The organism is Necropsobacter massiliensis, assembly GCF_000827595.2.
Taxonomy (GTDB): Bacteria; Pseudomonadota; Gammaproteobacteria; order Enterobacterales; family Pasteurellaceae; genus Necropsobacter; species Necropsobacter massiliensis.
The window spans coordinates 88,618-115,335 of sequence record NZ_LN776178.1; the positions used below are offsets into that span (position 1 = coordinate 88,618).

22 protein-coding genes and 1 pseudogene are annotated in these 26,718 nt (G+C 48.5%); 21 read left to right on the top strand and 2 right to left on the bottom strand.

What is annotated here, in order from left to right:
- Nucleotides 1–40: 40 nt before the first annotated feature.
- The 17 genes and pseudogenes from rsfS to BN3349_RS00545 all read left to right on the top strand — a co-directional run bounded on the left by rsfS (nucleotide 41) and on the right by BN3349_RS00545 (nucleotide 16,232).
- Entirely contained in the window at nucleotides 41–349 is a 309-nt protein-coding gene (rsfS, locus tag BN3349_RS00465) for a ribosome silencing factor (RefSeq protein ID WP_040975358.1), read from the top strand.
- A gap of 30 nt (nucleotides 350–379) precedes the next feature.
- On the top strand, nucleotides 380–847 hold the full coding sequence (gene rlmH, locus BN3349_RS00470; RefSeq protein WP_040975359.1) for a 23S rRNA (pseudouridine(1915)-N(3))-methyltransferase RlmH: 468 nt from the start codon (nucleotides 380–382) through the stop codon (nucleotides 845–847).
- A 3-nt stretch (nucleotides 848–850) separates the two neighbouring features.
- Nucleotides 851–2,800: a penicillin-binding protein 2 gene (mrdA, locus tag BN3349_RS00475; protein ID WP_040975360.1), complete on the top strand. Its 1,950-nt coding sequence runs from the start codon at nucleotides 851–853 to the stop codon at nucleotides 2,798–2,800.
- Nucleotides 2,800–3,915, top strand: coding sequence for a rod shape-determining protein RodA (gene rodA / locus BN3349_RS00480; RefSeq protein ID WP_040975361.1), 1,116 nt, complete (start codon nucleotides 2,800–2,802; stop codon nucleotides 3,913–3,915). Before mrdA ends, rodA begins: the two co-directional genes overlap by 1 nt.
- 51 nt (nucleotides 3,916–3,966) lie before the next feature.
- Nucleotides 3,967–4,824, top strand: a complete 858-nt coding sequence (locus BN3349_RS00485) for a septal ring lytic transglycosylase RlpA family protein (protein ID WP_040975362.1) — start codon at nucleotides 3,967–3,969, stop codon at nucleotides 4,822–4,824.
- 29 nt (nucleotides 4,825–4,853) lie between these two features.
- The gene (locus tag BN3349_RS00490; protein WP_040975363.1) at nucleotides 4,854–6,044 is read left to right on the top strand and encodes a serine hydrolase; all 1,191 of its coding nucleotides are present in this window, start codon (nucleotides 4,854–4,856) and stop codon (nucleotides 6,042–6,044) included.
- Between the two features lie 84 nt (nucleotides 6,045–6,128).
- Nucleotides 6,129–6,425, top strand: a complete 297-nt coding sequence (gene ybeD / locus BN3349_RS00495) for a DUF493 family protein YbeD (RefSeq protein WP_032108344.1) — start codon at nucleotides 6,129–6,131, stop codon at nucleotides 6,423–6,425.
- Nucleotides 6,426–6,430: 5 nt separating this feature from the next.
- Nucleotides 6,431–7,087, top strand: coding sequence for a lipoyl(octanoyl) transferase LipB (gene lipB, locus BN3349_RS00500; RefSeq protein ID WP_040975617.1), 657 nt, complete (start codon nucleotides 6,431–6,433; stop codon nucleotides 7,085–7,087).
- Nucleotides 7,088–7,105: 18 nt separating this feature from the next.
- Complete coding sequence (gene lipA, locus BN3349_RS00505; protein WP_040975364.1) at nucleotides 7,106–8,068, top strand: lipoyl synthase; 963 nt, start codon at nucleotides 7,106–7,108, stop codon at nucleotides 8,066–8,068.
- Between the two features lie 447 nt (nucleotides 8,069–8,515).
- Nucleotides 8,516–10,015: an ammonia-forming nitrite reductase cytochrome c552 subunit gene (gene nrfA / locus BN3349_RS00510; protein WP_040975365.1), complete on the top strand. Its 1,500-nt coding sequence runs from the start codon at nucleotides 8,516–8,518 to the stop codon at nucleotides 10,013–10,015.
- Nucleotides 10,016–10,075: 60 nt separating this feature from the next.
- The gene (gene nrfB / locus BN3349_RS00515; RefSeq protein ID WP_040975366.1) at nucleotides 10,076–10,717 is read left to right on the top strand and encodes a cytochrome c nitrite reductase pentaheme subunit; all 642 of its coding nucleotides are present in this window, start codon (nucleotides 10,076–10,078) and stop codon (nucleotides 10,715–10,717) included.
- Nucleotides 10,714–11,391, top strand: coding sequence for a cytochrome c nitrite reductase Fe-S protein (gene nrfC, locus BN3349_RS00520; RefSeq protein ID WP_032108349.1), 678 nt, complete (start codon nucleotides 10,714–10,716; stop codon nucleotides 11,389–11,391). The genes nrfB and nrfC overlap by 4 nt, the downstream gene beginning before the upstream one ends.
- Nucleotides 11,388–12,350: a cytochrome c nitrite reductase subunit NrfD gene (gene nrfD / locus BN3349_RS00525; protein WP_040975367.1), complete on the top strand. Its 963-nt coding sequence runs from the start codon at nucleotides 11,388–11,390 to the stop codon at nucleotides 12,348–12,350. Before nrfC ends, nrfD begins: the two co-directional genes overlap by 4 nt.
- Before the next feature lie 145 nt (nucleotides 12,351–12,495).
- Nucleotides 12,496–14,400, top strand: coding sequence for a heme lyase NrfEFG subunit NrfE (gene nrfE / locus BN3349_RS00530; protein WP_040975368.1), 1,905 nt, complete (start codon nucleotides 12,496–12,498; stop codon nucleotides 14,398–14,400).
- Nucleotides 14,393–14,932: a DsbE family thiol:disulfide interchange protein gene (locus tag BN3349_RS00535; protein ID WP_040975369.1), complete on the top strand. Its 540-nt coding sequence runs from the start codon at nucleotides 14,393–14,395 to the stop codon at nucleotides 14,930–14,932. The genes nrfE and BN3349_RS00535 overlap by 8 nt, the downstream gene beginning before the upstream one ends.
- A gap of 53 nt (nucleotides 14,933–14,985) precedes the next feature.
- Nucleotides 14,986–15,354, top strand: a pseudogene (nrfF, locus tag BN3349_RS00540) (heme lyase NrfEFG subunit NrfF); the annotation flags it as partial.
- Nucleotides 15,355–15,389: 35 nt separating this feature from the next.
- On the top strand, nucleotides 15,390–16,232 hold the full coding sequence (locus BN3349_RS00545; RefSeq protein WP_040975371.1) for a tetratricopeptide repeat protein: 843 nt from the start codon (nucleotides 15,390–15,392) through the stop codon (nucleotides 16,230–16,232).
- A gap of 38 nt (nucleotides 16,233–16,270) precedes the next feature.
- Here the strand turns inward: BN3349_RS00545 and melR are convergent, their stop codons facing one another.
- The gene (gene melR, locus BN3349_RS00550) at nucleotides 16,271–17,257 is read right to left on the bottom strand and encodes a transcriptional regulator MelR (RefSeq protein WP_245853692.1); all 987 of its coding nucleotides are present in this window, start codon (nucleotides 17,255–17,257) and stop codon (nucleotides 16,271–16,273) included.
- A gap of 237 nt (nucleotides 17,258–17,494) precedes the next feature.
- Between melR and BN3349_RS00555 the strand changes: the two genes are divergently transcribed.
- From BN3349_RS00555 to dnaE, 4 genes are all read left to right on the top strand, one after another.
- A complete protein-coding gene (locus tag BN3349_RS00555) occupies nucleotides 17,495–18,844 on the top strand; it encodes an alpha-glucosidase/alpha-galactosidase (protein ID WP_040975372.1) in 1,350 nt (449 codons plus the stop codon).
- Nucleotides 18,845–18,904: 60 nt separating this feature from the next.
- Complete coding sequence (melB, locus tag BN3349_RS00560; RefSeq protein ID WP_040975373.1) at nucleotides 18,905–20,278, top strand: melibiose:sodium transporter MelB; 1,374 nt, start codon at nucleotides 18,905–18,907, stop codon at nucleotides 20,276–20,278.
- 170 nt (nucleotides 20,279–20,448) lie between these two features.
- Nucleotides 20,449–21,663 (top strand): BaiN/RdsA family NAD(P)/FAD-dependent oxidoreductase, encoded by a 1,215-nt coding sequence (locus BN3349_RS00565; RefSeq protein WP_040975374.1) that lies wholly within the window; start codon nucleotides 20,449–20,451, stop codon nucleotides 21,661–21,663.
- 92 nt (nucleotides 21,664–21,755) lie between these two features.
- Nucleotides 21,756–25,232: a DNA polymerase III subunit alpha gene (dnaE, locus tag BN3349_RS00570; protein ID WP_040975375.1), complete on the top strand. Its 3,477-nt coding sequence runs from the start codon at nucleotides 21,756–21,758 to the stop codon at nucleotides 25,230–25,232.
- 56 nt (nucleotides 25,233–25,288) lie between these two features.
- Here the strand turns inward: dnaE and BN3349_RS00575 are convergent, their stop codons facing one another.
- Nucleotides 25,289–26,653 carry an L-serine ammonia-lyase gene (locus BN3349_RS00575; protein WP_040975376.1) on the bottom strand — a complete coding sequence of 455 codons (1,365 nt, stop codon included), beginning with the start codon at nucleotides 26,651–26,653 and terminating at the stop codon, nucleotides 25,289–25,291.
- Nucleotides 26,654–26,718 lie beyond the last annotated feature (65 nt).

The window sequence follows — 26,718 nt, forward strand, 5'->3', positions numbered from 1 at the left end:
AAATCACACACTTTTAGTTTAACCAACGATAACGGTAGTTATGAATTTAGTGGATTTTCTGATTAATAAATTGGACGATTTAAAGGCAACGGATATTTTAGCGATTGATGTGCGCGGTAAATCGTCGGTTACCGAGGATATGATTATTTGTACCGGGACATCGGGGCGGCATGTGTCTGCGGTGGCGCAGAAGCTGATTGATGAAAGCAAACTGGCGGGCTTTGCAACCTTCGGGCAAGAGGGAAAAGCGACCGCTGATTGGGTGGTGGTGGATTTCGGGCAGGCGATTGTGCATATTATGCAGCGTGAAAGCCGTGAGACGTATCAGCTGGAAAAATTGTGGGCGTAAGTAAAACGCACGAAAAACAGACCGCACTTTATGAAGATTCAACTGATTGCCGTCGGCACTAAGATGCCTGATTGGGTGAAAACCGGGTTTGAGGAATATCAGCGCCGTTTTCCGAAAGAGATGCCCTTTGAGCTAGTAGAAATTGCCGCCGGTAAACGGGGTAAGAATGCCGATATTAAACGCATTTTGGAACAGGAAGGCAAGGCGATGCTGGCAGCCTGCGGAAAAAGTCGGGTGGTGACCTTGGATATTCCCGGCAAACCGTGGACGACCGCACAGTTGGCGCAGCAGCTAGAGGTTTGGAAAAACGACGGGCGCGATGTTTGTCTGTTGGTCGGCGGTCCGGAGGGATTATCACCGGAATGCAAGGCGGCGGCGGAACAAAGCTGGTCGCTGTCGCCATTAACGCTGCCGCATCCGTTGGTGCGGGTTGTGGTGGCGGAAAGTTTGTATCGCGCTTGGTCGCTGAATGTGAATCATCCTTATCATCGAGAGTAAGTCATGAAGCTGAAAAAATTGCTTTCTCAACCCGCGCACGAGCCGATCCGAGATAAAAAGGCGGAGCGTAATCTGTTTGCCCGGCGCGCGTTGGTGTCTTTTTTGGCAGTACTCGGGTTGTCGGCAATTTTATTTACCAATTTATATCATTTGCAAGTCGTTAATTATGATACCTATCAGACCCGTTCCAATGGCAATCGAATCAAATTGCTGCCGCTGCCGCCGACACGCGGGTTAATTTATGATCGCAACGGGCAGTTATTGGCGGAAAATCTGACCTTTTTCGGTTTATATATTGTGCCGGAAAAAGTGGAAAATTTAGACCGCACTTTTGCCCAGTTGCGCGAGATTGTGGGGCTGAGCGATGAGGATGTTGAGAGTTTTAACAAAGAACGTCGCCGCGCTTCCCGTTATACTTCAATTTTACTGAAAGCGGATTTAACCGAGGAGCAAATTGCGCGTTTTGCGGTGAATCAGTATAAATTTCCGAGTTTGGAAATTAAACCTTATTTTAAGCGTCATTATTTGTATGGTGAACCGCTGACGCATATTTTGGGGTATGTGGCGAAAATCAACGATAAAGATGTGGAACGGCTGAAAAAAGAAGAGAAAATCGCCAATTATGCCGGTTCAAGCGATATCGGTAAGCTCGGTATTGAACGTTATTACGAAGATCAGCTACATGGCACGGTGGGTTTTGAAGAAGTGGAAATCAACAACCGCGGTAAAGTGATCCGAAAACTGCGCGAACAGCCGGCTATTGCGGGCAAAAGTATTCATTTGACCATTGATTTGGCATTGCAGCGTTATATTCTGGATTTGTTGGGTGGGCATAAAGGTGCCGTCGTGGTGCTGGACCCGCAAGACAGCAGTATTCTGGCGATGGTTTCGACGCCGAGTTACGATAATAATCTGTTTGTCGGCGGTATTTCCGGCGGCGATTATAAACGTTTGCTGGACGATCCGAGTCGCCCGTTGTACAGCCGCGTTACTCAGGGCGCTTATCCGCCGGCGTCAACGGTGAAGCCGTTTATTGCGGTAGCCGGGTTACAGGAAAATGTGATTACTCCCGGCACCACGGTGTTTGACCCGGGTTATTGGGTGCTGCCGAACAGCACGAAGCGTTTTCGTGATTGGAAGCGCAGTGGTCACGGTTATACGGATTTGAATAAAGCGATTACCGAATCCTCAGATACTTATTTTTATCAGCTGGCTTATAATATGGGCATTGATCGCCTGTCCGAGTGGATGAAACGTTTTGGGTTCGGTATGCCGACTGGCATTGATATTCGTGAAGAAACGGCGGCAATTATGCCAAGTCGCGAATGGAAGCAGAAACGTTACAAAAAGCCTTGGGTACAAGGCGATACCATTTCGGTCGGGATTGGGCAAGGTTATTGGACTGCGACGCCGTTACAGCTTGCCAAAGCGTTGGCGATTTTGATTAATAACGGTAAAGTCAATACGCCGCATTTAATGAAATCGGTCGAAGGTTCAAGCGTTGAGCCTTATCAGGATCCGCTGTTGTATGAAGATATTAGCGAACCGAAGGCGCTTTACTGGGATTTGGCGAAACGGGGCATGTATAATGTGGTGAACGCGGCAAACGGTACGGCGCGCAAGGCATTTGCCGGAACCAATTATCATGTGGCGGGAAAATCAGGCACGGCGCAGGTATTCAGTCTGAAAGAAAATCAAACCTATAATGCGGGTTCTTTGGTGAAAGAACTGCATGACCATGCGTGGTTTATCGGTTATGCGCCCTATGAAGATCCGAAACTTGTGGTGGCGGTCATCTTGGAAAATGCGGGCGGCGGCGGAAGCAATGCCGGACCTGTGGTGAGAAGTATTATGGATTATTATTTGAATGTCCGCCTGCCTGAGCAAAACGGTGAGCGTAGTCGGTCCGATTTGCCGGAATCTTTACCGCACAATAATGAGGTAACAGAATAATGGGCGAAAAAAATATCTGGCTGTTATTATGGCGCCGTTTACATATTGACCTCTGGCTGTTTATTGGGCTGTTGGTGATTTCCGGTTACGGTTTGCTAGTGCTGTACAGCGCTTCCGGCGCTAATGAGGCAATGTTTCGCAGCCGCATTATTCAAGTTGCGCTGGGTTTTGCCGTTATGCTGGTTATGGCGCAGTTTTCGCCGAAGTTTTATCAGCGCATTGCGCCTTATTTATTCGGCATCGGTATTATTTTGCTGATTCTGGTAGATTTGGTCGGTACTACCAGCAAAGGCGCGCAACGCTGGTTGGATCTGGGCTTATTCCGTTTTCAACCGTCGGAGATCGTTAAACTTGCGGTGCCTTTAATGGTAGCAGTGTATTTGGGCAAACGCTCATTGCCACCGAAATTAACCGACACTTTTATTGCCTTGTTGCTGATTATCGTGCCGACGCTGCTGGTGGCGATTCAGCCGGATTTAGGCACATCTATTTTAGTCAGCGCCTCCGGCGTGTTTGTGGTCTTTCTGGCGGGAATGAGCTGGTGGCTGATTTTGATCGCGATTATTGCGTTAGCCGGTTTTATTCCTATAATGTGGTTTTATTTAATGCATGATTATCAGCGTACCCGCGTACTGACCTTGCTTGATCCGGAAAAAGACCCGCTTGGCGCAGGTTATCATATTCTGCAATCAAAGATTGCTATCGGTTCAGGCGGTATATGGGGAAAAGGCTGGATGCAGGGAACTCAGTCGCAGCTGGAGTTTTTGCCGGAGCCGCATACGGATTTTATTTTCGCCGTATTAAGCGAAGAACACGGTATGATCGGTTTTACCGTGCTCATGGCGATTTATTTGTTTATTGTGGCAAGAGGGCTGATGATCGGCGTGAATGCACAAACGGCTTTCGGGCGAATTCTGGTCGGCGCGTTGACTCTGATCTTTTTTGTGTATGTGTTTGTTAATATCGGTATGGTAAGCGGCATTTTGCCGGTGGTCGGCGTACCGTTGCCGTTGGTCAGTTACGGCGGCACGTCTTTCGTCACATTAATGGCGGGGTTCGGGCTGATTATGTCGATACATACCCACAAAGAGCATTTTTTCAAGGGAACTAAATAAGATTTTGTGAATCTTAAACACAGTACTTTGTAAAAATTGAGCATATTTAAGATGAAATTAACTCAAATATTGACATTAACGCTGGCATTGCTGGCAGTCGCTGGCAGCTTATCGGCACATGCCGAAACTAAAAAGCTGTACGGCGTACAAGGCCCCAAGCTAACTTATCGGCAGCCGAGTACGCAGTCCGCGTCTTATGTGGTAAAAGGTGTAACCTATACCACCAGGGCGCATCACAATGCCAAGCATTATTCTCATGAAGGGGTTGCCAGCTACTACCATAAAAAATTCACCGGGCGTCGCACTTCCAGCGGTGAGGCATATAGTCCGTTGCTTTATACTGCAGCGCATAAAACTTTACCGATAAACTCTTATGCTTTGGTGACGAATTTGCGTACCAACAGAAAGGTGATTGTGCGGATTAATGACCGCGGTCCTTTCACCAAAGGGCGCTTGATTGATTTGTCCAGTGCGGCGGCAAAAGAAATCGGCATTATCGGACGCGGTACCGGTACCGTACGGGTGGAAGCGCTGCATGTCAGCTCGGAAGGCAAACTTTCCGGTGCAGCGGTCAGTTCGCTGGCAAAAATTGCGAAAACGCCGGAAGCCGTACAGCGTCTTGAACCGGCACTGACGGCACAGGTAAACGCAAAAAGTGCGGTGAAAAATTCGCCCGATTCGGCGGCTTATAAACTTCGTATGCTGAATGTCAACAGCAAGCAGCAGGCGGAAAAAGTCATTGAGCGACTGGCGTTGGATAATGTGAAAACAGAAATTGCGCGCAACGGTAAACGATACGATATTCACTTCGGACCTTTAACCACAAAGAACGAAGTGAATCGATTGAAAGCACAGTTACAAAAACTCAACGGTGCGAAACAACTCATCGTGTACAGTTATAACAAATAAACCACAAACTGATTTTAGGATGTAGAGGTATGCTTAACAAAGTTTTTCAGAACACAAAATTAACGCTGATTGCCGGTATGCTTGCGCTGTCGGCTGCGCCGGCTATGGCGGAAGATAGCCAATTCGGTATTAGCGCACCGGAACTCAATGCTCAGACTTATATTCTGATGGATTATAATTCCGGTACGGTGTTAGCCGCACTGAATCCGGATCAGCGTCAATATCCCGCATCCTTAACGAAAATGATGACCAGCTATGTGGTAGGCGATGCCATCAAGCAGGGCAAAATTCATAATACGGATCTGGTTACTATCGGTGAGAGCGCATGGGGCAAGAATTTTCCGGGATCGTCGAAAATGTTTTTAAACCTCAATCAGCAAGTTTCAGTGTCGGATTTAAACCGTGGCATTATTATCGTTTCCGGCAATGACGCCTGCGTGGCAATGGCGGAGCATGTCGCCGGTTCGGAACGCAATTTTATCGAGGCAATGAATAAATTTGTCTCGCAATTCGGCTTAAAAAATACTCACTTCACCACAGTACACGGTTTGGACGATGATAATCAGTACTCTTCCGCCCGCGATATGGCAATCATCGGTTCCCATCTGATTCGCGATTTGCCGGAGGAATATAAAATCTACGCCGAAAAAGATTTCACTTTCAATAATATCAAACAGCCTAACCGCAACGGTCTGTTGTGGGATAAAAGTATGAATGTGGACGGCATGAAAACCGGTCATACCGATAAAGCCGGCTATAATTTGGTGGCGTCCGCCACCGGTAACGGCAGTATGCGTTTAATTTCCGTGGTTATGGGCGTGCCGACTTATAAAGGTCGTGAAGTGGAGAGCAAAAAATTATTGCAGTGGGGCTTTGTGAACTTTGAAACCTTTAAAACCCTGGAAGCGGGCAAAAGCGTGTCCGAACAAAGCGTTTATTACGGTGATGCGGGCAAAGTGCAGTTAGGCGTGTTGCAGGATCAATTTATTACGTTGCCAAAAGGTCGTCAGGCAGAAGTGAAAGCGCGTTACGAACTGGAGAAAAAATATCTGGAAGCGCCGCTGGCGAAAGGGCAGGTTGTCGGTCAGGTGATTTATCAGTTAGACGGCAAAGATGTGGCAAAGGTGAATTTGCAAGTTATGGAAGAGGTTAAAGAGGGCGGATTTTTCGGTAAAATCTGGGATTGGCTGGTGCTGACCGTGAAGAGTTTCTTCGACTAACCTTGAATTAAGCGAAAATCAACCGCACTTTAACCTACCAAGGACGCCCTTTTGGCGTCCGAATTGATTTTATCAGGAGATGACATGACGGAAAAAGTCGTAAAACTGGAAGATATTCCGCAAAAGCAACTCAAGGATCTGCTGGAATTCCCTTGTTCTTTTACTTTCAAAGTGGTGGGCAAAAATCGTGCCGACTTGGCGGACGATACGCTGGCGGTGATCCAACAATACGCGCCGGGCGATTACATCCCGCGTGAACATATCAGCTCAAAAGGCACCTATAATTCCGTTTCCGTGGATATTATTGCGGAAAATATCGAACAGGTGGAAACATTGTACGTCGAACTGGCTAAAATCGACGGCGTAAGAATGGTACTTTAATGTCAATGACAACCGATTCAGACATAATTATTCGTCAGCTTGGCGTGCGCGATTATCAAGAAATCTGGCATGCGATGCAGCATTTTACCGACACTCGTGATGAACATACCGCCGATGAAATTTGGCTGGTGCAGCATCCTGCCGTTTTTACGCAAGGATCGGCTGGCAAGCCGGAACATCTACTGCACGCTACCCGCATTCCAGTGGTACAGTCCGATCGTGGCGGGCAAATTACCTATCACGGACCGGGTCAGCAGGTAATGTATGTGCTCATCGACATTAAACGGCGTAAAGCGCAGGGGCACGAGCTGAATGTGCGTCAGCTGGTGACCGCACTTGAACAAGCGGTAGTCAAAACGCTGGCGGATTACGGCATCGAGGCTTACCCGAAAGCCGATGCGCCGGGCGTGTATGTGGACGGTAAAAAAATCTGTTCGCTGGGGTTGCGGATTCGTAAAGGCTGTTCTTTCCACGGTCTTGCGTTAAATATCAATATGGATCTTGCCCCGTTTCTGAATATCAACCCTTGCGGCTATGCCGGACTGGAAATGTGCCAGCTGGCCGACTTTGTCAGCGCCGAAGAGGCACAGTGCGATAAAGTAGCACCGAAATTAGTTACATACTTTAGCCAATTATTAGAGTATAATGTAACAAATTTTTAACAAGTATAGGATTTGTTGATGGCTACTCCCTTTAAAATGGAACGTGGCGTTAAATATCGCGACGCGGCGAAAACCTCCATTATTCCGGTAAAAAATATTGATCCCGATCAGGTATTATTGAAAAAGCCTGAATGGATGAAGATCAAATTACCGGCAAATTCAGCGAAGATTGATCATATTAAAAACGGCATGCGCCGCCATGGATTACATTCCGTCTGCGAAGAGGCGTCTTGTCCGAATCTGCACGAATGTTTTAATCACGGTACCGCAACCTTTATGATTTTGGGCGCCATTTGTCCCCGCCGTTGCCCGTTCTGCGATGTGGCGCACGGTAAACCGTTACCGCCGGACCCGCAGGAGCCACGTAAATTGGCGGAAACCATTCAGGATATGAAATTGCGTTATGTGGTGATCACCTCAGTGGATCGCGACGATTTGCCGGATCGCGGTGCCGGGCATTTTGCCGAATGCGTGAAAGAAATTCGTGCCTTAAATCCGGGAATTAAAATTGAAATTTTAGTACCGGATTTTCGCGGGCGCATTGAACAGGCGCTGGATAAGTTGAAAGACAACCCGCCGGATGTGTTTAATCATAATTTGGAAAACGTGCCGCGCTTGTATCGAGAAATCCGTCCGGGCGCCGACTATGCGTGGTCGCTGAAATTATTGCGCGAATTTAAAGCCATGTTTCCGCATATTCCGACTAAATCCGGCTTAATGGTCGGCTTGGGCGAAACCAATGAAGAAATTTTACAGGTGATGCAGGATTTGCGCACTAACGGTGTCACCATGCTGACATTGGGACAATATTTACAGCCAAGCCGTCATCATCTGCCGGTGGCGCGTTATGTTCCGCCGGAAGAATTTGATGAACTCCGCCACAAAGCGCAGCACATGGGATTTGAACATGCCGCCTGCGGTCCTTTCGTGCGTTCTTCATATCATGCGGATTTGCAAGCAAGCGGTGGCTTGGTGAAATAGCCGACATTTGAGAAAGTGCGGTCGGAATTGACCGCACTTTTGTGCGATGTTATTTTGCTCAAAATGTAGCATAAATTTTGCTATACCTCTTTGTGGGTATTGCATAATATTTTGATTTGATCATCCGATTCTTTTAGATAACATACTGAAAAATAGCCTGTTTTACCGTATTTTTGTACCCCTTTCTAATTATTTTCATGTAGCAAAATAAATTTAATGTTTAACTTTTTGCCAGAATCTTGATCAAACGCAAAAAATCATTAAATAACCATGAAAATATTACCGTTATTTGCTATTTTTACCCTCGAATAACCCCCTTTTTATCAATCAGTTAATAGATTTTAATGATAAAAATTATCATTAGTTTATTGTTGGAGCGGATTGATAACGAGCATTCATTTTTTTATCAACGGACAGACCGGTTAATTTTTTAGTGGAGTAATTATCGTGAACATTTTCAGAAAAACGCTGGCTTCTCTGGCGCTTGCCGGATTAAGTTTGGCAATGACCCAAAGTGCGGTTGCCGAAACGAAAACAGTGACGACCGAAAGTGGTAAGCATGCCCCGAGCTTACAAGAGTTGACAAAACCGAACGATGTGAAGATTCAATCGAATAACGACAGTTTTGCAGAGAAGTATCCGCGCCAGTACAATAGCTGGAAAGGCACTGCGGAATCAACGGAAATCGTACCGGCAATTGAGGTTGACCCGCGTATGATCGTGCTGTGGGGCGGTTATGCGTTCGCCAAAGAATATAACAAACCGCGCGGACACTTTTATGCCGTTACCGATGTGCGCAACATTTTGCGTACCGGCGCGCCGATGGATGCCAACAGCGGACCGCAGCCGATGGCGTGTTGGACTTGTAAAGGTCCGGATGTGCCACGTTTAATCGCTGAGTGGGGCGAAGAGGGTTATTTTAACGGAAAATGGGCAAAAGGCGGGCCGGAAGTAGTGAACTCGATCGGTTGTGCCGACTGTCACGATACCACTTCGAAAGATTTCGCCGAGGGTAAACCGGCGCTGCGCATCGCTCGTCCGCATGTGTTGCGCGCCTTGGATGCGATTAACAAAGACTTCACCGGTTTGGACAAAACCGATCAACGCGCAGCCATTTGTGCCAACTGTCACGTTGAATATTATTTCGATAAAAACGTCACCAATAACGTGGTATTCCCGTGGTTTAACGGCGTGGATGTAGACAGTATCGAAAAATATTATGACGACATTGAATTTAAAGACTGGGTTCACTCTATTTCCAAAGCGCCAATGTTGAAAGCGCAGCATCCGGATTATGAAACTTGGTCGCTGGGGATTCACGGTAAAAACGGCGTGACTTGTATCGATTGTCATATGCCGAAAGTACAGGGGGCCGACGGCAAGGTATATACTGATCATAAAATCGGTAATCCGTTTGATGCCTTTGAAAATACCTGTGCCAACTGTCATGATCAAAGCAAAGAAAAATTACGCGCTATCGTTGATTCCCGTAAGCATGATATTAAAGATGTGATGCTGAAACTGGAAGATCAGCTAGTCCGCGCCCACTTTGAAGCCAAAGCCGCGTGGGATGCGGGGGCGACCGAAGCCGAAATGAAAGAGGCATTGCAGGCGATTCGTCATGCGCAATGGCGTTGGGATTTCTCGGCAGCCGGCCATGGTGGTCACATGCACGCACCGGATGTGCTGTTGAAAGTGATTGCTTCCGGTCTGGATCGCGCCGCGGACGCCCGTGCCAAACTGGCTGTGATTCTGGTAAAACACGGCGTTCAGACTCCGGTTAAAGTGCCTGATATTTCTAATGCGGAAAATGCTTGGAAAGCGATGGGCATTGATATTGAGAAAGAACGTGCAGATAAAGAAAAATTCCTCAAAGAAATTGTGCCGCAATGGAACAAAGAGGCCATTGACAAAGGCTTAATTTTTGAAGCGCCTCCCGCAAAATAATCAAAAATATGACCGCACTTTTAACCGAAGTGCGGTTCGGCCGAGCAACGAATTGAGGTAATAAACATGAATTCTGTATTAATAAAAATGGTGAAGACGGCAGCGTTGGCGGGCGCGATGTTATTGGCGCTGCCTGCGGCGGCGCAAACCGCCGCGCCGACCGATCAGCTCACCTACGAGCCTACGCTGGAAAATCAGCGTAATCCGAATGAATATTGCGCCAAATGTCATAAATTGGATGCGAATGATGAACAATCCGGTGGCGAATTGCATTTCGGCAAATTCCACGGTTTGCATTTATCAAAAACTAATCCGAGTACCGGAAAACCGATTACCTGCGTCAGCTGTCACGGTAATATTTCCGAAGATCACCGGCGCGGCGCCAAAGACGTTATGCGTTTTGACGGCGATATTTTCAGCGATGAGCCGCCGATGTATTCGGTTCAGGAACAAAATAAAGTCTGTTTTTCTTGCCATCAGCCGGAAAAACTGCGCGAAAAACTCTGGGCGCATGATGTACACGCAATGAAACTGCCTTGTGCCAGCTGCCATACTCTGCATCCGGAAAAAGATAAAATGAAAGGTATTGCGCCGAAAGCTCAGGTGAAACTGTGTGTGGATTGCCACGGCGAACAACAGAAACGTAAAGCGCAACAGTTGAAAACTGAAGACCTAGCCACCGAACAAAAGGATAAAAAATGACAGCCTGCTCACGCCGTAGTTTTGTTTCCGGCATGGGAGCGTTAATCCTGATGACGGGAACAACAATGAAATCGGCGGCACAAAGCGGAACGGAGAAACAGCCTATTCGCTATGCAATGTTACACGATGAAAGCGCGTGTATCGGTTGTACGGCCTGTATGGATGCTTGTCGTGAAACTAATCAGGTGCCGCAAGGGGTTTCGCGTCTGGAAATTATTCGCAGCAAGCCTTACGGTGAATTTCCCGATGTGAAATATGAATTTTTCCGCCATTCTTGTCAGCATTGTACCAATGCGCCTTGCGTTGCGGTCTGTCCGACGGGGGCCTCTTATATTGATGCCTCGACCGGAATTGTTGATGTAAATAAAGACCTTTGTGTCGGTTGCCAGTATTGTATTGCGGTGTGTCCGTATCGAGTGCGTTTTATTCACCCGGTGTATAAATCCGCCGATAAGTGTAACTTCTGCCGTGATACCAATCTGGCGAAAGGAAAACAACCGGCCTGTGTGGAAGCCTGTCCGACCAAGGCATTGACCTTTGGCGACACTAATGATCCGCACAGCGCAATTTCCTTGAAATTGAAAGAAAAACAAGTTTACCGCACAAAAGTAGAACTCGGTACTGATCCGAACCTCTACCATGTGCCAGCACGACCGGGGGAGATAAGACGATGAATAGTCCGTTTCATTTTCCGTCTCTGGTATGGGACGGTCCTATCGCCATTTATCTCTTTCTGTTAGGGATTTCCGCCGGTGCCACCATGCTGGCAGTGTTGCTGAAACGCAGCGGTATTGTCGGTGAGCGCCCGGAAGAAAGCAATGTGCTGTGCTGTAACGCGTGGTTGGCACCAATCAGCATTATTGCCGGTTTGTTGCTGTTGATTTTCCATTTAACTAAACCGTGGACATTCTGGTATCTGATGTTTAATTATCACCACACTTCGATTATGTCGATGGGGGTGATGTTATTCCAAGTGTACATGCTGTTTTTGATTTTATGGCTGGCGGTAATTTTTAAATATCAGGTATTAAATCTGATTAAGCGTTTTATCCCGAAATTGACCGATTTTGCGGACAAAACCATTGATATGATCGCTAAATTCACCGGTCCGATTGAAATCATTACGCTGCTGTTAAGTATCGCGCTTGGTGCTTATACTGGTTTTCTGTTGTCCGCGCTGGTCAGCTACCCGATGCTGAATAACCCGGTGTTGCCGGCACTCTTTTTGGCATCCGGCACCTCCTCGGGGATTGCGGCGCTGATTTTATGTACGCTATTGTTTACAAAAGAAAGCACGCATTCGGCATCCATCGCTTTTCTGCATAAATTTGAATTGCCGGTGGTATTAATCGAAGCCTTTCTACTGTTTGCTTTTTTTGTCGGGCTATATCTCGGCGGCGGTCAGAAAACCGTGGCATTTGAGACCGCACTTTTAGGTGGTTTCTGGGCAAATGTGTTCTGGATTGGTGTTGTCGGCATCGGTATTGTGTTACCATTACTGCTCAATGCTGTAGCGACGGATAATCTGAAACACCATAAAGGGTTTATGATACTGGTTGCGGTACTGGGATTAATCGGTGTACTCTGTCTGCGTTATTTTGTCCTGTATGCAGGACAGATGACGCTGGCCTAAAACCGTTATCTGCGCAATCAACGAGAATCGGGCGGGCCATTGTGTCCGCCCGATATGTCATCAGCGAACTCTGCGAATAAAAACCGTCCGTTGCATTATTGTAGTGTGTCGGTTATCCGCTTTGATTTGAATATTACGGAACATTATGCTGCCGGAACTTGGCTTTATCGCTTTACTTATCGCTTTAACCTGTTCGGTATTACTGGCTGTGATACCGCATATCGGGATCATGCGTCGCCGCCCGGGTTTAATTCGGCTGGCTTGGCATTTCAGCTATTTATTCGCTGTTTTCACCGCACTTTCCATTGCATTGCTAGCCTATGCGTTTGCCACGGACGATTTTTCTGTGCAGTATGTGGCGGCACATTCCAATTCGCACCTGCCGCTGTTGTTCAAACTTGCCGCTACATGGGGCGGACATGAAGGCTCAATGCTGTTTTGGCTGTTTTCTTTAAGCCTGTGGATGTGCGCGTTTGCTTTGTTCAGCCGTAAGATTGACCCGCTGCTTGCCGCCCGTACTTTATCGTTGCTGGGGCTGATTTGTGCCGGTTTGGCGATATTTATCTTGTTTTTTTCCGATCCTTTTTTGCGTTTGTTCCCGCCACCGCCGGAAGGGCGTGATTTAAATCCGATGCTACAGGATATCGGCTTGATCTTTCATCCGCCGTTGCTTTATTTCGGTTATGTGGGCTTTGCCGTCAATTTCGCGTTAACCTTGTCGGCATTGGTGAGCGGTCATTTAGATGCGGCAATTGCCCGTTGGATGCGCCCGTGGGTATTAACGGCATGGCTGTTTTTGACCTTAGGCATTGTGCTGGGGGCGTGGTGGGCATATTACGAACTCGGCTGGGGCGGTTGGTGGTTTTGGGATCCGGCAGAAAACGCTTCCTTAATGCCTTGGTTGCTGGGGCTGGCTTTGTTGCACAGCCTGTCGGTAACACAACAGCGCGGGATTTTTTCCTACTGGACGATTTTATTTTCCCTGTTCAGCTTTGCATTCAGCCTGTTAGGTACATTTATTATTCGCTCCGGCGTGCTGACTTCGGTGCATGCTTTTGCCATGGATAATCAGCGTGGTGCCGCATTGCTGATTTTGTTTTTCCTGCTGAGTGTTGGCGCGTTGAGCGTATTTGCCCTGAAGGCGAAAGCCCCGCCAAGTGCGGTGCGTTTTTCTTTATTTTCGCGTGAAAGTGCAATGCTGGCGGCAAACATTATTTTCAGCGTCGCTACCGCCAGTGTGTTTCTCGGCACCTTTTACCCGCTGCTATTCAGCACTATGGGCTGGGGTTCCATTTCCGTCGGTCCGCCTTATTTTAATACGGTATTTTTGCCGCTGTTTATTGTTCTGCTGGTGATCATGTTGCTGGTGCCGGCGACAGGTTGGAAACATATCCGCCGCCCCGTGCTGCTGAAATATGCGCTGCTTGCACCGCCGGCATTGATATTGGCGTACCTGCTGATTGAGTTTACCCTGCGGCAGGAAGACAGCCTGCATTTTAATGTATTGGCGTGGTGCTTGCTCAGTTTGGCGTTCTGGCTGTTGTTGACCGGTTGTTATGCCTTGCGGCATAAACCGACCCTGAGAGGCTGTGCGATGCTGTTTGCTCACGGCGGAGTCGCGCTGACGGTAATCGGCGCGGTGATGTCGAGTTATTTCGGCAGTGAGACAGGTGTTCGTCTGGCGCCGCAGCAAAGCCGGCAGCTTGGCGGTTACGAATTTCGTTACCTCGGCTTCAGCAATGAACTAGGACCGAACTATACCAGCGAGAAAGCGCATTTCGATATTATAAAAAACGGCAAAAAAATCACCGCACTTTATCCCGAACGGCGTTATTATGACGCGCGCGCTATGACGATGTCGGAAGTGGGGCTGGCATCGGGCTGGCTGGGCGATTTGTACATTGTTATGGGCGATAAACTCGGCAATGGCGAGTTTACTTTCCGCTTGCATTACAAACCCTTTGTGCGTTGGCTGTGGCTGGGCGGCATATTGATGGCGCTGGGGGCGTTGTGCGGCGCATTGGGATTAAGGAAGCAAGGCGATGTATAAAAAAATTCTTCTGTCCGTACCGTTATTGCTGATTCTTGCTCTGTGCGGCTTACTGCTTTCCGGGTTACAGCAAGATCCGAAAAAAATCGCTTCGGCATTAATCGGCAAGCCGATACCGGAGTTTTATCAGGCGGATCTGTTTGAGACAGGAAAAATGTTGAATAACCGAAATTTGCCGCAGGGTCTATTTCTGCTCAATGTATGGGGCAGCTGGTGCGTGTATTGTCAGCAGGAACATCCGTTTTTAATGCGGCTGGCGCAGCAGGGCGTGAAAATCGTCGGTCTGAATTACCGCGACAATCGGCAAGGTGCGCTGGATATGCTGACTAAGCGCGGCAATCCTTTTGTCCTGTCGATTGATGACAGCAAAGGTACGCTGGCGTTGAAGCTCGGCGTAGACGGCGCACCGGAAACCTATCTGGTAGACGGGCGCGGGATTGTTCGTTATCGCTATTCCGGCGAACTGAATGAACATATCTGGCAGCAGGAATTTGCGCCGCTTATCGCTACGTTAACGGAGGGCACGCCGTGAAACGCTATGTTTTGTTGATATTGTTGGCGCTGAGTGTGGGTTTGCGCGCCGAAATGGTGGACACTTATCAGTTTAAAAATAATGAAGATCGTCTGCGTGCGGTGGCACTGGCAAAGTCGTTGCGCTGTCCACAATGCCAGAACCAAAATCTGGTGGAGTCCAATTCGCCGATTGCCTATGATTTGCGCCTTGAAGTGTATCGCATGGTGGATGAAGGGCGATCCAACCAACAAATCGTTGCGCAGATGACCGAGCGTTTCGGCGATTTTGTCCGCTATAATCCGCCGTTTAAATGGACTACGGCGCTGTTATGGGGATTGCCTTTTGTGCTGCTGTTGGCAGGCGCTGTTGCTATCTGGCGTTATACCGCGCGGCGCGGTATGAAAGCCCGACAAGCACCGTTAGACGAAGCGCAGCGGCAGGCATTACAACGTTTATTGCAACAACGGAATGACGAATGACAGTATTTTTTATTGGTATCCTGATTTTTATTGTGCTGGCGCTACTGATTTTTGCGCCGCTGAGGGCGGAAATCCATTGGCACGAAAATTATCGCCGCCAGCAGAATATCACTCTTTATCAGCGACAGGCGGTCGGCTGCGCGGATGCCGAACTTGCCGATGAGTTAGCTCAGCGTTTATTGGCGGATGAAAAACTGTTGGAAAATCAACCGCACTTTAATGCGTTTGCCGATGGAACGAAAAGAGCGGTCGGTTTTCCGCTGAAATTGCTGTTATTGGCACTGGTGATCCTGTTACCGCTGGGCGGCTATTTTGCGCTTGACCGTTTCGACGCCGTGTTACAGGGTGAACGAGCGCTAACCGCCGAGCGGCAGCGGCTGGCGGACGCCGATACGGTGGAAAAAAATGATGATTATATCGGCACGATCCAAAACCGGCTGCGGCGTGATCCCAATGATGCGCAGCAATGGCTTGAGCTGGGGCGGGCATATATGCTGAACAATCAGTTTGATAACGCTCTGATCGCCTATGGCAATGCAGAAAAATTAAGTGGCAGCAAGGCATCAATTCTGGGCTTGGCGGCAACCGCGCGGTATTATCAGTCCGGACAGCGGATCACCGCGCAAGTTCGCCGTTTGCTGGACGGCGCGCTACAGCAGGATCCGCAGGAAACCGCCAGCTTATCTTTGCTGGCCGGAGAGGCATTTTTGCATGCGGATTATGCCGAAGCGCTCAATTTATGGCAGCGTCTGCTAGACAGCGGCAAACCCGATGTAGATCGGCGTGCGATTATTCAGAGTATGCAAATGGCGGAAATGCTGCAACAGGGCAGGCAATAACGCGTGAATATTGCACCGCACTTTTTTTCCGTGTGTGCTTAACAGCTGCTTTTACCGATAACACTGTCGTTGGCGCGAACCTGTTTGCGATAATTTTGCGGCGACGTGCCGGTATATTTCTGAAAATTATCATAAAAGCGGCTGATGGCATTAAAACCGGCTGTCAGCGAAATATCCAACATGGTTTTGTCCGTCTCGCTTAACAGCGCTTTCGCATGGTTGATTTTCATCATCGTAATATATTGTTTGATGGTTAGTTGCATCACGCTTTGAAACAGCCCCATCGCATAGTTGGCGTTCAGTCCGACGGCGTTTGCCACATCGGCGACGGTAAGCGGCGTACTATGATGATTGGCGATATGATCCAGCATCAGACTGACGTAATGCTGTCCGTGACGGGAAGATTTAACATGTTGATTTGAATGATAAACGTTTTCCAGCAGCAGCGTCCAGCCGTCTAAACTGAGGCGTTTAATCATTAACTGAATTTCATCATAAACCAGTTGCTGACGGTTCAGATTGGCGGATTTTAGTTCGTTTTCCCAGCGCTGCACTTCAAACACGCTCACCAGATTTGGTTGTGCCGATTGAATCACAATGCCGTGCGTCAGCTGATTGATCAGTGCGTGCGGCAACGGCCATGACAGCAACAAATGCACCGGAATATCCAGCACCGCCATGGTGCGACAGTTTTTGCAATCTATGACCCGATGCGGTACTGACGCCCAGAACAGGGCAATATGTCCGGCAGTTAAGGTCACATGCCGTTCGTTAAAAATATATTCCACATCACCGTCAAACGGAATATTGATTTCCATATGTCCGTGCCAGTGGTAGCCGTCCATGATATTGGGCGGTTGTTGCAATTCCACATTGAGTGATTGTTGATCGGAGTACAACGATAACGGACTGACGATTTTCTTGCCGTATCTGGTATTACTGGCGTGCGCCGTTTCCGGTTTAATTTCAGGCATAAATTCCACCGCACTTTTGTGCATGTCGTTATCGGTTAAATAACCGTGCAATTGAACATTTGTGATTTTGCGTCTTAAGAGTAACACCGACGGGAGGGGAAAAATAGCATTTTTTATCTAAAAATTCCTGAAACCTCAGATTATGTCTGTTCGATCCATAAAAATGAGTTTTCGGGAATTTTACCGTTAAATCCGAAACGCAATTCAGCGTGTTTCTGTGTCATGATGATTGCTGACAACGCTATTTGTTTTTTAATCGGTTTATTGCATATTGAGAGGAGCAATGCTATGAATTCCCCGAAAATTACCTTTATCGGCGCAGGTTCCACCGTATTCGTAAAAAATATTTTAGGCGATGTGTTTCATAAACCCGCGTTAAAACAGGCACGGATTGCATTGATGGATATTGATGAAACCCGTCTGGCGGAATCACACTTTGTGATCGAAAAATTAATGAAGTCGGTTGGCGCAAACGGCACAATCGACTGTTATACGGACCAGAAAGCAGCGCTGCGTGATGCCGATTTCGTGATTGTGGCGTTTCAGATCGGCGGTTATGAACCTTGCACCGTGACAGATTTCGAGATCTGTAAAAAATACGGTTTGGAGCAGACTATCGCCGATACGCTGGGGGTTGGCGGCATTATGCGGGCGTTGCGTACGGTGCCGCATTTGTGGAAAATCTGTGATGATATGCTGGAAGTCTGCCCGAATGCCACTATGCTAAATTATGTCAATCCGATGGCGATGAACAGCTGGGCAATGTTTGAAAAATATCCGCAAATTAAACAGGTGGGATTGTGTCATTCGGTGCAAGGCACGGCGGAAGAGCTGGCGCGCGATCTGGATTTGGACCATCATGATCTACGTTATGTGTGCGCCGGCATTAACCACATGGCGTTTTATCTGCATCTGGAGAAAAAACTGCCGGACGGCGGTTATGCTAGCATTTATCCCGATTTGTTGCGAGCTTATGCAGAAGGACGGGCGCCGAAGCCGAGAGCCGATAATCCGCGCTGTAATAATATTATTCGCTATGAAATGCTGAAAAAACTCGGCTATTTCGTGACCGAATCGTCGGAACATTTTGCCGAATATACGCCATATTTTATTAAACCGAACCGCCCGGATCTGATCCAACGTTATCAGGTGCCGCTGGATGAATACCCTAAACGTTGTGTGGAGCAAATCGCCGGCTGGAAACGGGATCTGGATGCTTATAAACGGGCGGAAAACCTGAGCGTACCGGAATCGCGGGAATATGCGAGTATTATTATTAACTCAATCTGGACGGGGACGCCGAGCGTGATTTACGGCAATGTGAAAAATGCCGGGCTGATTGATAATTTGCCGCAGGACTGCTGTGTCGAAGTCGCCTGTCTGGTGGATGCTAATGGTATTACACCAACCAAAGTAGGGGCGATTCCGAATCATCTAGCGGCATTGATGCAGACCAATATTAATGTGCAGCGTTTAACCACCGAGGCACTGTTAACGGAAAACCGCGAGCGTATTTATCATGCCGCGATGCTGGATCCACATACTGCCGCCGCTTTAAGTTTGGAGGAAATCTATGCGTTGGTGGATGAGCTGCTGATCGCCCATAAAGACTGGTTACCGCAATGGATTAATTGCTAATTTGAACCCATGGCGGCAAGCATGCCGCCGTGCTTTTTCGCATATTAGAAAGGAGGCTGTATGAGTTTGTCGATGAAAACGAAAATCAGTTTCGGGCTGGGCGCTTACGGCAAGGATTTTGCCATCGGCATCGTATATATGTATTTGATGTACTATTACACCGATGTGATTGGCGTTTCCGCGGCGGCGGTCGGAACGATTTTTATGGTGGCGCGTATCTGGGATGCTGTCAACGATCCTATTATGGGCTGGATTGTCAATAACACTCGTAGCCGCTGGGGAAAATTCAAACCTTGGATTCTGATCGGCACCGTGCTGAATTCGATTGTCCTGTTTTCCCTGTTTTGCGCCGATTATTTCAGCGGCACGGCATTAATTGTTTATATTGCCGTCACTTACATTTTATGGGGGATGACCTATACTTTAATGGATATCCCGTTTTGGTCGCTGACCCCGACTCTGACTTTAGACCAACGCGAACGGGAGCAGTTAGTGCCGTATCCGCGCTTTTTCGCCAGTCTGGCGGGATTTGTTACCGCCGGTATTTGCTTACCTTTTGTTGATGCGGTGGGCGGCGAAGATAAAGGTTTCGGCTTTCGCATGTTTACACTGGTGATTATTGCGTTTTTTGTCGCCTCGACCGTTATTACATTGGTCAATGTAAAAGAAAAATATTCTTCCGATAACGTCAGCTGCAATGAATCCGCCGTCAAATTACCGTTAAAACAACTGATTATGCTGATCCCGCGCAATGATCAACTTGCCAGTTTGCTGGTCATGGCGCTGTGCTATAACATCGCAAGCAATATTATTTCCACTTTTGCGATTTATTATTTTACCTACGTGGTGGGCGATAAGGATTTGTTCCCCTATTATATGTCCTATGCTGGCATTGCCAATTTGACCGTGATTGTACTGTTTTCGAAGCTGGCAAGACTGTTTTCCCGCCGAGTACTGTGGGCGACCGCGTCGATTGCGCCGGCGTTAAGCTGTCTGGTGTTGGCTTATGCCGGCATTTTTGATGCCAAAAACAGCCTGCTGATTATTGGCGCTGGTGTGTTGATGAATATCGGTACCGCGCTGTTTTGGACGTTGCAGGTGATTATGGTGGCGGATACGGTGGATTACGGCGAATACAAACTGGGCGTGCGTTCGGAAAGTATCGCCTATGCGGTGCAAACTATGGTAGTAAAAGCCGGCTCGGCAGTTTCTGCATTTTTAATCGGCGTGCTGTTGACGGCGATTCATTATGTGCCGAATGTGGAACAAACCGATGACACGATTTTTTACATGAAAGTGATCATGATCGGTTTGCCGATAGTCTTTTATGCCGTTAAATTATTCGTGTATTTCCGTTATTATCGGCTGTACGGCGATTTGTTGGCAAAAGTGAACATCCGGTTGCTGGATAAATACCGGAAGGCGGAAGGTTAGAACCCGTTGACAAAAATACCCAAAAAAGCACCGCACTTTTCGCTTTCTATAACGGCGGGCGGCAGTTGGCGTCCGCTTTTTTATCATTCTGTGCGCGATATTTGCCGGTAGGCAAAGTCCGCGGATCTTGTTACAATCCCGCCGCATTTTTCTGTTATACGGACGAGTTTATGAGCACATATTTTTCCGACACGCTGATTATCGGTGCTGGCGCCGCAGGGTTGTTTTGTACCGGGCAGCTGGCAAAACGGGGAAAACAGGTGACGCTGCTTGATAACGGCAAAAAAATCGGGCGCAAGATTTTAATGTCCGGCGGCGGCTTTTGTAATTTCACCAATCTTGAGGTAACGCCGCAGCATTATCTGTCGCGCAATCCGCATTTCGTCAAATCGGCGCTGGCGCGTTTTACCCAATGGGATTTTATCGCCATGCTACAGGATTACGGCATTCCTTATCACGAAAAAGAATTAGGGCAGCTGTTTTGCGATAACGGAGCGCAGGATATTGTCAGCATGCTGGCGCAAGAATGTGCGAAATATGGCGCGGATATTCGGCTGCGCCAGCAGATTGAAGAGGTTGACGTACTTGCCGACGATCATTCGGCACGTTTCAGGCTGCAAGCTAACGGGCAACAATGGCGTTGTCGTCAGTTAGTGATTGCCAGCGGCGGTCTGTCGATGCCGGGGCTGGGCGCTACACCGTTCGGTTATCGGATTGCCGAACAGTTCGGCTTAAACGTTATCGCGCCGCGCGCCTCTCTGGTGCCGTTTACCTGGCGGGAAAGCGACAAATTTTACACCGCACTTGCTGGCATTGCGCTGCCGGTGACGGTAACCGCCGAATCCGGTCAGTCTTTCAGCAATAATCTGTTGTTTACCCATCGTGGTGTTTCTGGTCCAGCGATTTTGCAAATTTCTAACTACTGGCAGCCGGGACAGCGCCTGCTTATTGATTTGCTGCCGACCCAGAATATTGCGCAATATTTGCAAACATTGCGCACGTCTTCGGCAAAAATGCAGCTGAAAACCGCATTATCCCGTCTGCTGCCGACTAAGCTGGTGGAACTCTGGCTGCAACACGGCATGTTTCAGGATGAAGCGGTGGCACAGTTAAGCAAAGTGCGGTCGGAAAATCTGGTGAATTTGATCCATCGCTGGCAGTTGCAGCCCAACGGTACCGAAGGTTATCGCACCGCGGAGGTGACCATGGGCGGTGTGGATTGCGCGGAGGTCTCGTCGAAAACCATGGAAAGCGGCAAAATCGGCGGACTGTATTTTATCGGCGAAGTGCTGGATGTCACCGGCTGGCTGGGCGGATATAATTTCCAATGGGCGTGGAGTTCCGCTTATGTTTGTGCGCAGGCTATTGCGACACAAGGCGGATAAGCACAGGCGCGAGCGCGCTTTTTATCCCTTTGACTGAGCGTAAAATCCCGCTAAAATAGACCGCACTTTCCGCATCGAATTAAGGATTTTTTATGTCGCACCCCCGTTTTGTGCATCTGCGCGTTCACAGTGATTTTTCCATGATTAACGGCATTGCCAAAGTCAAGCCTTTGGTCAAAGCCTGTGCGCAGCATCATATGGTGGCGATGGCGCTGACGGATTTTACCAATTTCTGCGGTCTGGTTCGGTTTTACGGCGAAGCCTTATCGAGCGGTATCAAACCTATTGTGGGCGCCGATGTGCTGGTAAACAGCGAATTAATGGGCGACGAACATTTTGAGCTGACGCTGCTGGCGAAAAATAATACCGGCTATCATAATATCACATTGTTGCTGTCTAAAGCCTACGAACGCGGTTACACCGATTTGCCTTATATCGATCAGCAGTGGCTGATTGAACATCGGGAGGGGATTATTATTCTTTCCGGCGGGCGCAACGGTGATGTGGGCAAAAAGCTGCTGAAAGAAGCCGCCGATGAGCTGGCAAGTGCGGTCGGTTTTTATCAACAATATTTTCCCGAGCATTTTTATTTAACTCTGACCCGCACCGGGCGAGCCGAGGAAGAACGTTATATCCAGGCGGCGGTAGCGCTGGCGGAGCGGGCGAATTTGCCGGTGGTGGCGACCAATGACGTGTGTTTTTTAGCACAGGAAGATTTCGAAGCTCATGAAATCCGAGTGGCTATTCATGACAGCTTCACCCTTGATGATCCGAAACGACCGCAATTATACAGCGAACAACAGTATTTTCGCTCGGAGCAGGAAATGTGCGAGTTATTTGCCGATATTCCCTCCGCATTGGAAAACAGTGTGCTGATTGCACAGCGCTGTAATGTCACGATTCGTCTGGGCGAATATTTCTTACCGCAGTTTCCGACCGGCGAGTTAAGCACCGAAGAGTATCTGATTAAAAAATCCCGCGACGGACTGGAAGAACGACTGAAATTTTTGTTCCCCGACGAGCAAGTGCGCGCGCAGCGCCGGGCAGAATATGACCAGCGTTTACAGATTGAGCTGGATGTTATCAACCAAATGGGCTTTCCCGGTTATTTTTTGATCGTAATGGAGTTTATCCAATGGTCGAAAGACAATGGCATTCCGGTCGGACCGGGGCGTGGTTCGGGGGCAGGGTCGCTGGTGGCTTATGCGTTAAAAATCACTGATTTGGATCCGCTGGAATTTGATTTGCTGTTCGAGCGTTTCCTGAATCCGGAGCGGGTTTCCATGCCGGACTTTGATGTGGATTTCTGTATGGACGGGCGTGACCGCGTCATTGAACATGTGGCGGACACTTATGGGCGCGGTGCGGTATCACAGATTATCACTTTCGGTACCATGGCGGCAAAAGCGGTGATCCGCGATGTGGGACGAGTGCTCGGACATCCATATGGCTTTGTCGACAGAATTTCCAAACTGGTGCCGCCAGATCCCGGAATGACGTTGGCGAAAGCGTTTGAAGCGGAACCGCGGCTGCCGGAAATTTATGAAGCGGATGAAGAAGTCAAGGCGCTGATCGATATGGCGCGCAAACTTGAGGGCGTCACGCGCAATGCCGGTAAGCATGCGGGCGGCGTGGTGATCTCGCCGACCCTGATTACCGATTTTTCACCTTTATATTGCGACAGCGAAGGCAAACATCCGGTGACTCATTTCGATAAAAACGATGTGGAATATGCTGGGCTGGTAAAATTTGACTTTCTCGGGCTGCGCACCTTGACCATTATTAAATGGGCGCTGGATATGATCAACGCTCGGCAAGCGAAAGAGGGCAAGCCGCCGGTGGATATTAACCGTATTCCGCTGGATGATCCTGCCTCTTTTAATCTGTTGCTGAATTCGGAAACGACCGCGGTATTTCAGCTTGAATCGCGCGGTATGAAAGATTTGATTAAACGTCTGAAACCGGACTGTTTTGAAGATATTATCGCCTTGGTGGCGTTGTTCCGTCCCGGTCCGTTGCAATCGGGCATGGTGGATAATTTTATTCGACGCAAACATGGCGAAGAAGAAATTTCCTATCCCGATGCGGAATATCAGCATATTTCTTTGCAACCGATTTTGGAACCGACCTACGGTATTATTCTGTATCAAGAGCAGGTCATGCAGATTGCACAAGTGCTGGCGGGTTATACGCTGGGCGGTGCGGATTTGTTGCGTCGTGCGATGGGGAAGAAAAAACCGGAGGAAATGGCTAAGCAGCGTTCCGTTTTTAAAGAGGGGGCGATTAAAAATGGAGTTGACGGCGAGCTGGCAATGAAAATTTTCGATTTGGTGGAAAAATTTGCCGGTTACGGTTTTAATAAATCCCATTCCGCCGCGTATGCGCTGGTGTCTTATCAAACGCTGTGGCTGAAAGCCCATTATCCGGCGGAATTTATGGCGGCGGTAATGACCTCGGAAATGGATAATACCGATAAAATCGTTGGTTTTTATGATGAATGTCTGCGTATGGGGCTGACGGTGGTAGCGCCGGATATTAATACCGGTAAACATCATTTCAGTGTGAATGACAACGGGGAAATCGTGTACGGTATCGGCGCGATCAAGGGTGTAGGCGAAGGTCCGATTGAAGCGTTAGTGGAAGCTCGCAACAAAGGCGGCATTTTTAAAGATTTATTTGATCTTTGCGCGCGGGTGGATTTGAAGAAAATTAACCGTCGCACCTTTGAAAGCCTGATTATGTCGGGAGCTTTCGATAAACTGGGACCGCACCGTGCCGCATTGTCCAAAAATCTGGAAGATGCCCTGCGCGCCTCTGATCAACATGCTAAAGATGAAGCCATCGGACAGGCGGATATGTTCGGTGTTCTGACCGAAAGCCCGGAAGATGTGGAAACCGCGTACGCCAATACACCGCGCTGGAGCGAAAAGCAAATTCTGGATGGCGAACGGGAAACGCTCGGCTTGTATTTGAGCAGCCATCCGATTAGCCGTTATCTAAAAGAATTGTCCCATTACAGTTCAACCCGTCTGAAAGATCTGGTGCCGAATTATCGCGGTCAGATCAGCACCGCCAGCGGTTTAATTGTCAATTCTCGTTTTGCCGTGACTAAAAAGGGCAACCGTTTGGGAATTGCGACGCTGGACGACCGTTCGGGGCGTTTAGACATTACCTTGTTCGCCGAGGCATTGGAACGTTTCGGCGATAAATTGCAGAAAGATACGGTGGTGATTGTTTCCGGGCAGGTGAGTTTTGATGATTTTTCACAAGGGCTGAAAATGTCGGTTCGTGAGCTGATGACGTTGGATGAAGCCCGCAGTCGTTATGCTAAGAGCTTAGCGTTGAGCTTGTCACAGGAACAGATTACGGCGCCATTTATCAAAAAATTCAAGCAACTGATTATTCCTTACAGCGGCGGGACGTTGCCGATTCATATTTATTATCAAAGCCCGCAGGGCAGAGCGTTGCTGCGTTTCGGTGTGCAATGGTCGATTAATCCCACTGATGAATTGTTGGCCGAGTTGGTGGAAATGCTTGGCGAAAGTGCGGTGGAATTAGAGTTTGAATAGGCATTTGCCAATCACTGTAAAATATAGCCCCATGGTTGGTATGGGGCTATATTGGTTTATGAGCAGACCACTTTAATGGCGAGTCCTCCTTGAGAGGTTTCTCGGTATTTGGCGTTCATATCCTTGCCGGTTTCGTACATGGTTTCGATCACTTTGTCCAGCGTAACGCGCGGGATGGTCGTGCGGCGCAGCGCCATACGGCTGGCATTAATCGCCTTGACTGAAGCGATGGCGTTGCGTTCGATGCAGGGCACTTGTACCTGTCCGCCGACCGGATCGCAGGTTAATCCCAGATTGTGTTCCATGGCAATTTCCGCCGCGGTGCACACCTGTTCCGGACTGCCACCCATGATTTCAGCTAATCCTGCTGCCGCCATGGAACAGGCGACGCCCACTTCGCCCTGACAGCCGACTTCGGCACCGGAAATGGACGCGTTCATTTTATACAGCGAACCGATCATGCCGCAGGCGAGTAAGTAACGCTCAATAATTTCCGGCGTTAGCGGCGAGATAAATTTCTCATAATAGGCCAATACGGCGGGAACAATGCCGCAGGCGCCGTTTGTCGGTGCGGTGACGACTCGCCCGCCAGCGGCATTTTCCTCGTTTACCGCTAAGGCGAACATATTCACCCAATCAATGATTTTCATCGGATCATTAGACAGCCCGTTATTGGCTTGCAGAATGCGATACAGCGTGGCGGCACGGCGTGCGACTTTTAACGGTCCCGGCAAAATGCCCTCTGTGTTGATACCATGTTCGATACAGGCGCGCATGGTTGCCCAGACCGATTGCAAGTGCTCGCTTAGGGCGGCTTTGCCGTGCAGCGCGATCTCGTTTTGCAGCATAACGCTGGATAAGGTCAGCCCGTTTTCGCTGCAATGGCGCAGGATATCCGCGGCGCTGTGATAAGGATAAGGCACTTCAGCCTGATCCTCGCTTTGTTGATTAAAATGTGCTTCATCAACAATAAAACCGCCGCCGATAGAATAATAGGTCTGTTTGTAGAGCAACTCCGTTCCGGCTAACGCCGTCAGCGTCATGCCGTTTTCATGCAGCGGTAAAAAGGTTTGGTGGAATGTCATATCCTGTTCATAATTAAATTGCGCAGTTTTTTTGCCTTGCGCCAGCGGTAAAAGTGCGGTGCGTTTTACCTCAGCAATGAATGACGGAATCAGATCAATATCCACATCATGCGGCAGGTAGCCCGCCAGCCCCATAATAATCGCAATATCCGTGTTATGCCCCAGACCGGTCATTGATAGCGAACCGTAAACATCAACTTTGATTTGACTGACACGGTCAAGCAAACCTTGTTCGAGCAGATCGTCGATAAACTGTTTGCCGGCTTTCATCGGCCCGACGGTGTGAGAACTGGAAGGGCCGATACCTATTTTAAAGATGTCAAAAACGCTAATCATTTTGTGCCTACTAATGTAAGGGCCCTTTGCGATAAAGGGCCGGTTATTTTATTATGATAAAAAAG

What these genes read in the sequence shown, in the direction of transcription:
- ybeD (WP_032108344.1), top strand. Translation starts at nt 6,129, where the DNA reads ATGACGGAAAAAGTCGTAAAACTGGAAGATATTCCGCAAAAGCAACTC.
- nrfC (WP_032108349.1), top strand. Translation starts at nt 10,714, where the DNA reads ATGACAGCCTGCTCACGCCGTAGTTTTGTTTCCGGCATGGGAGCGTTA.
- lipA (WP_040975364.1), top strand. Translation starts at nt 7,106, where the DNA reads ATGGCTACTCCCTTTAAAATGGAACGTGGCGTTAAATATCGCGACGCG.
- rsfS (WP_040975358.1), top strand. Translation starts at nt 41, where the DNA reads ATGAATTTAGTGGATTTTCTGATTAATAAATTGGACGATTTAAAGGCA.
- dnaE (WP_040975375.1), top strand. Translation starts at nt 21,756, where the DNA reads ATGTCGCACCCCCGTTTTGTGCATCTGCGCGTTCACAGTGATTTTTCC.
- rodA (WP_040975361.1), top strand. Translation starts at nt 2,800, where the DNA reads ATGGGCGAAAAAAATATCTGGCTGTTATTATGGCGCCGTTTACATATT.
- melB (WP_040975373.1), top strand. Translation starts at nt 18,905, where the DNA reads ATGAGTTTGTCGATGAAAACGAAAATCAGTTTCGGGCTGGGCGCTTAC.
- BN3349_RS00535 (WP_040975369.1), top strand. Translation starts at nt 14,393, where the DNA reads ATGTATAAAAAAATTCTTCTGTCCGTACCGTTATTGCTGATTCTTGCT.
- lipB (WP_040975617.1), top strand. Translation starts at nt 6,431, where the DNA reads ATGACAACCGATTCAGACATAATTATTCGTCAGCTTGGCGTGCGCGAT.
- BN3349_RS00555 (WP_040975372.1), top strand. Translation starts at nt 17,495, where the DNA reads ATGAATTCCCCGAAAATTACCTTTATCGGCGCAGGTTCCACCGTATTC.
- BN3349_RS00575 (WP_040975376.1), bottom strand. Translation starts at nt 26,653, where the DNA reads ATGATTAGCGTTTTTGACATCTTTAAAATAGGTATCGGCCCTTCCAGT.
- BN3349_RS00490 (WP_040975363.1), top strand. Translation starts at nt 4,854, where the DNA reads ATGCTTAACAAAGTTTTTCAGAACACAAAATTAACGCTGATTGCCGGT.
- BN3349_RS00545 (WP_040975371.1), top strand. Translation starts at nt 15,390, where the DNA reads ATGACAGTATTTTTTATTGGTATCCTGATTTTTATTGTGCTGGCGCTA.
- mrdA (WP_040975360.1), top strand. Translation starts at nt 851, where the DNA reads ATGAAGCTGAAAAAATTGCTTTCTCAACCCGCGCACGAGCCGATCCGA.
- nrfE (WP_040975368.1), top strand. Translation starts at nt 12,496, where the DNA reads ATGCTGCCGGAACTTGGCTTTATCGCTTTACTTATCGCTTTAACCTGT.
- rlmH (WP_040975359.1), top strand. Translation starts at nt 380, where the DNA reads ATGAAGATTCAACTGATTGCCGTCGGCACTAAGATGCCTGATTGGGTG.
- BN3349_RS00485 (WP_040975362.1), top strand. Translation starts at nt 3,967, where the DNA reads ATGAAATTAACTCAAATATTGACATTAACGCTGGCATTGCTGGCAGTC.
- BN3349_RS00565 (WP_040975374.1), top strand. Translation starts at nt 20,449, where the DNA reads ATGAGCACATATTTTTCCGACACGCTGATTATCGGTGCTGGCGCCGCA.
- nrfD (WP_040975367.1), top strand. Translation starts at nt 11,388, where the DNA reads ATGAATAGTCCGTTTCATTTTCCGTCTCTGGTATGGGACGGTCCTATC.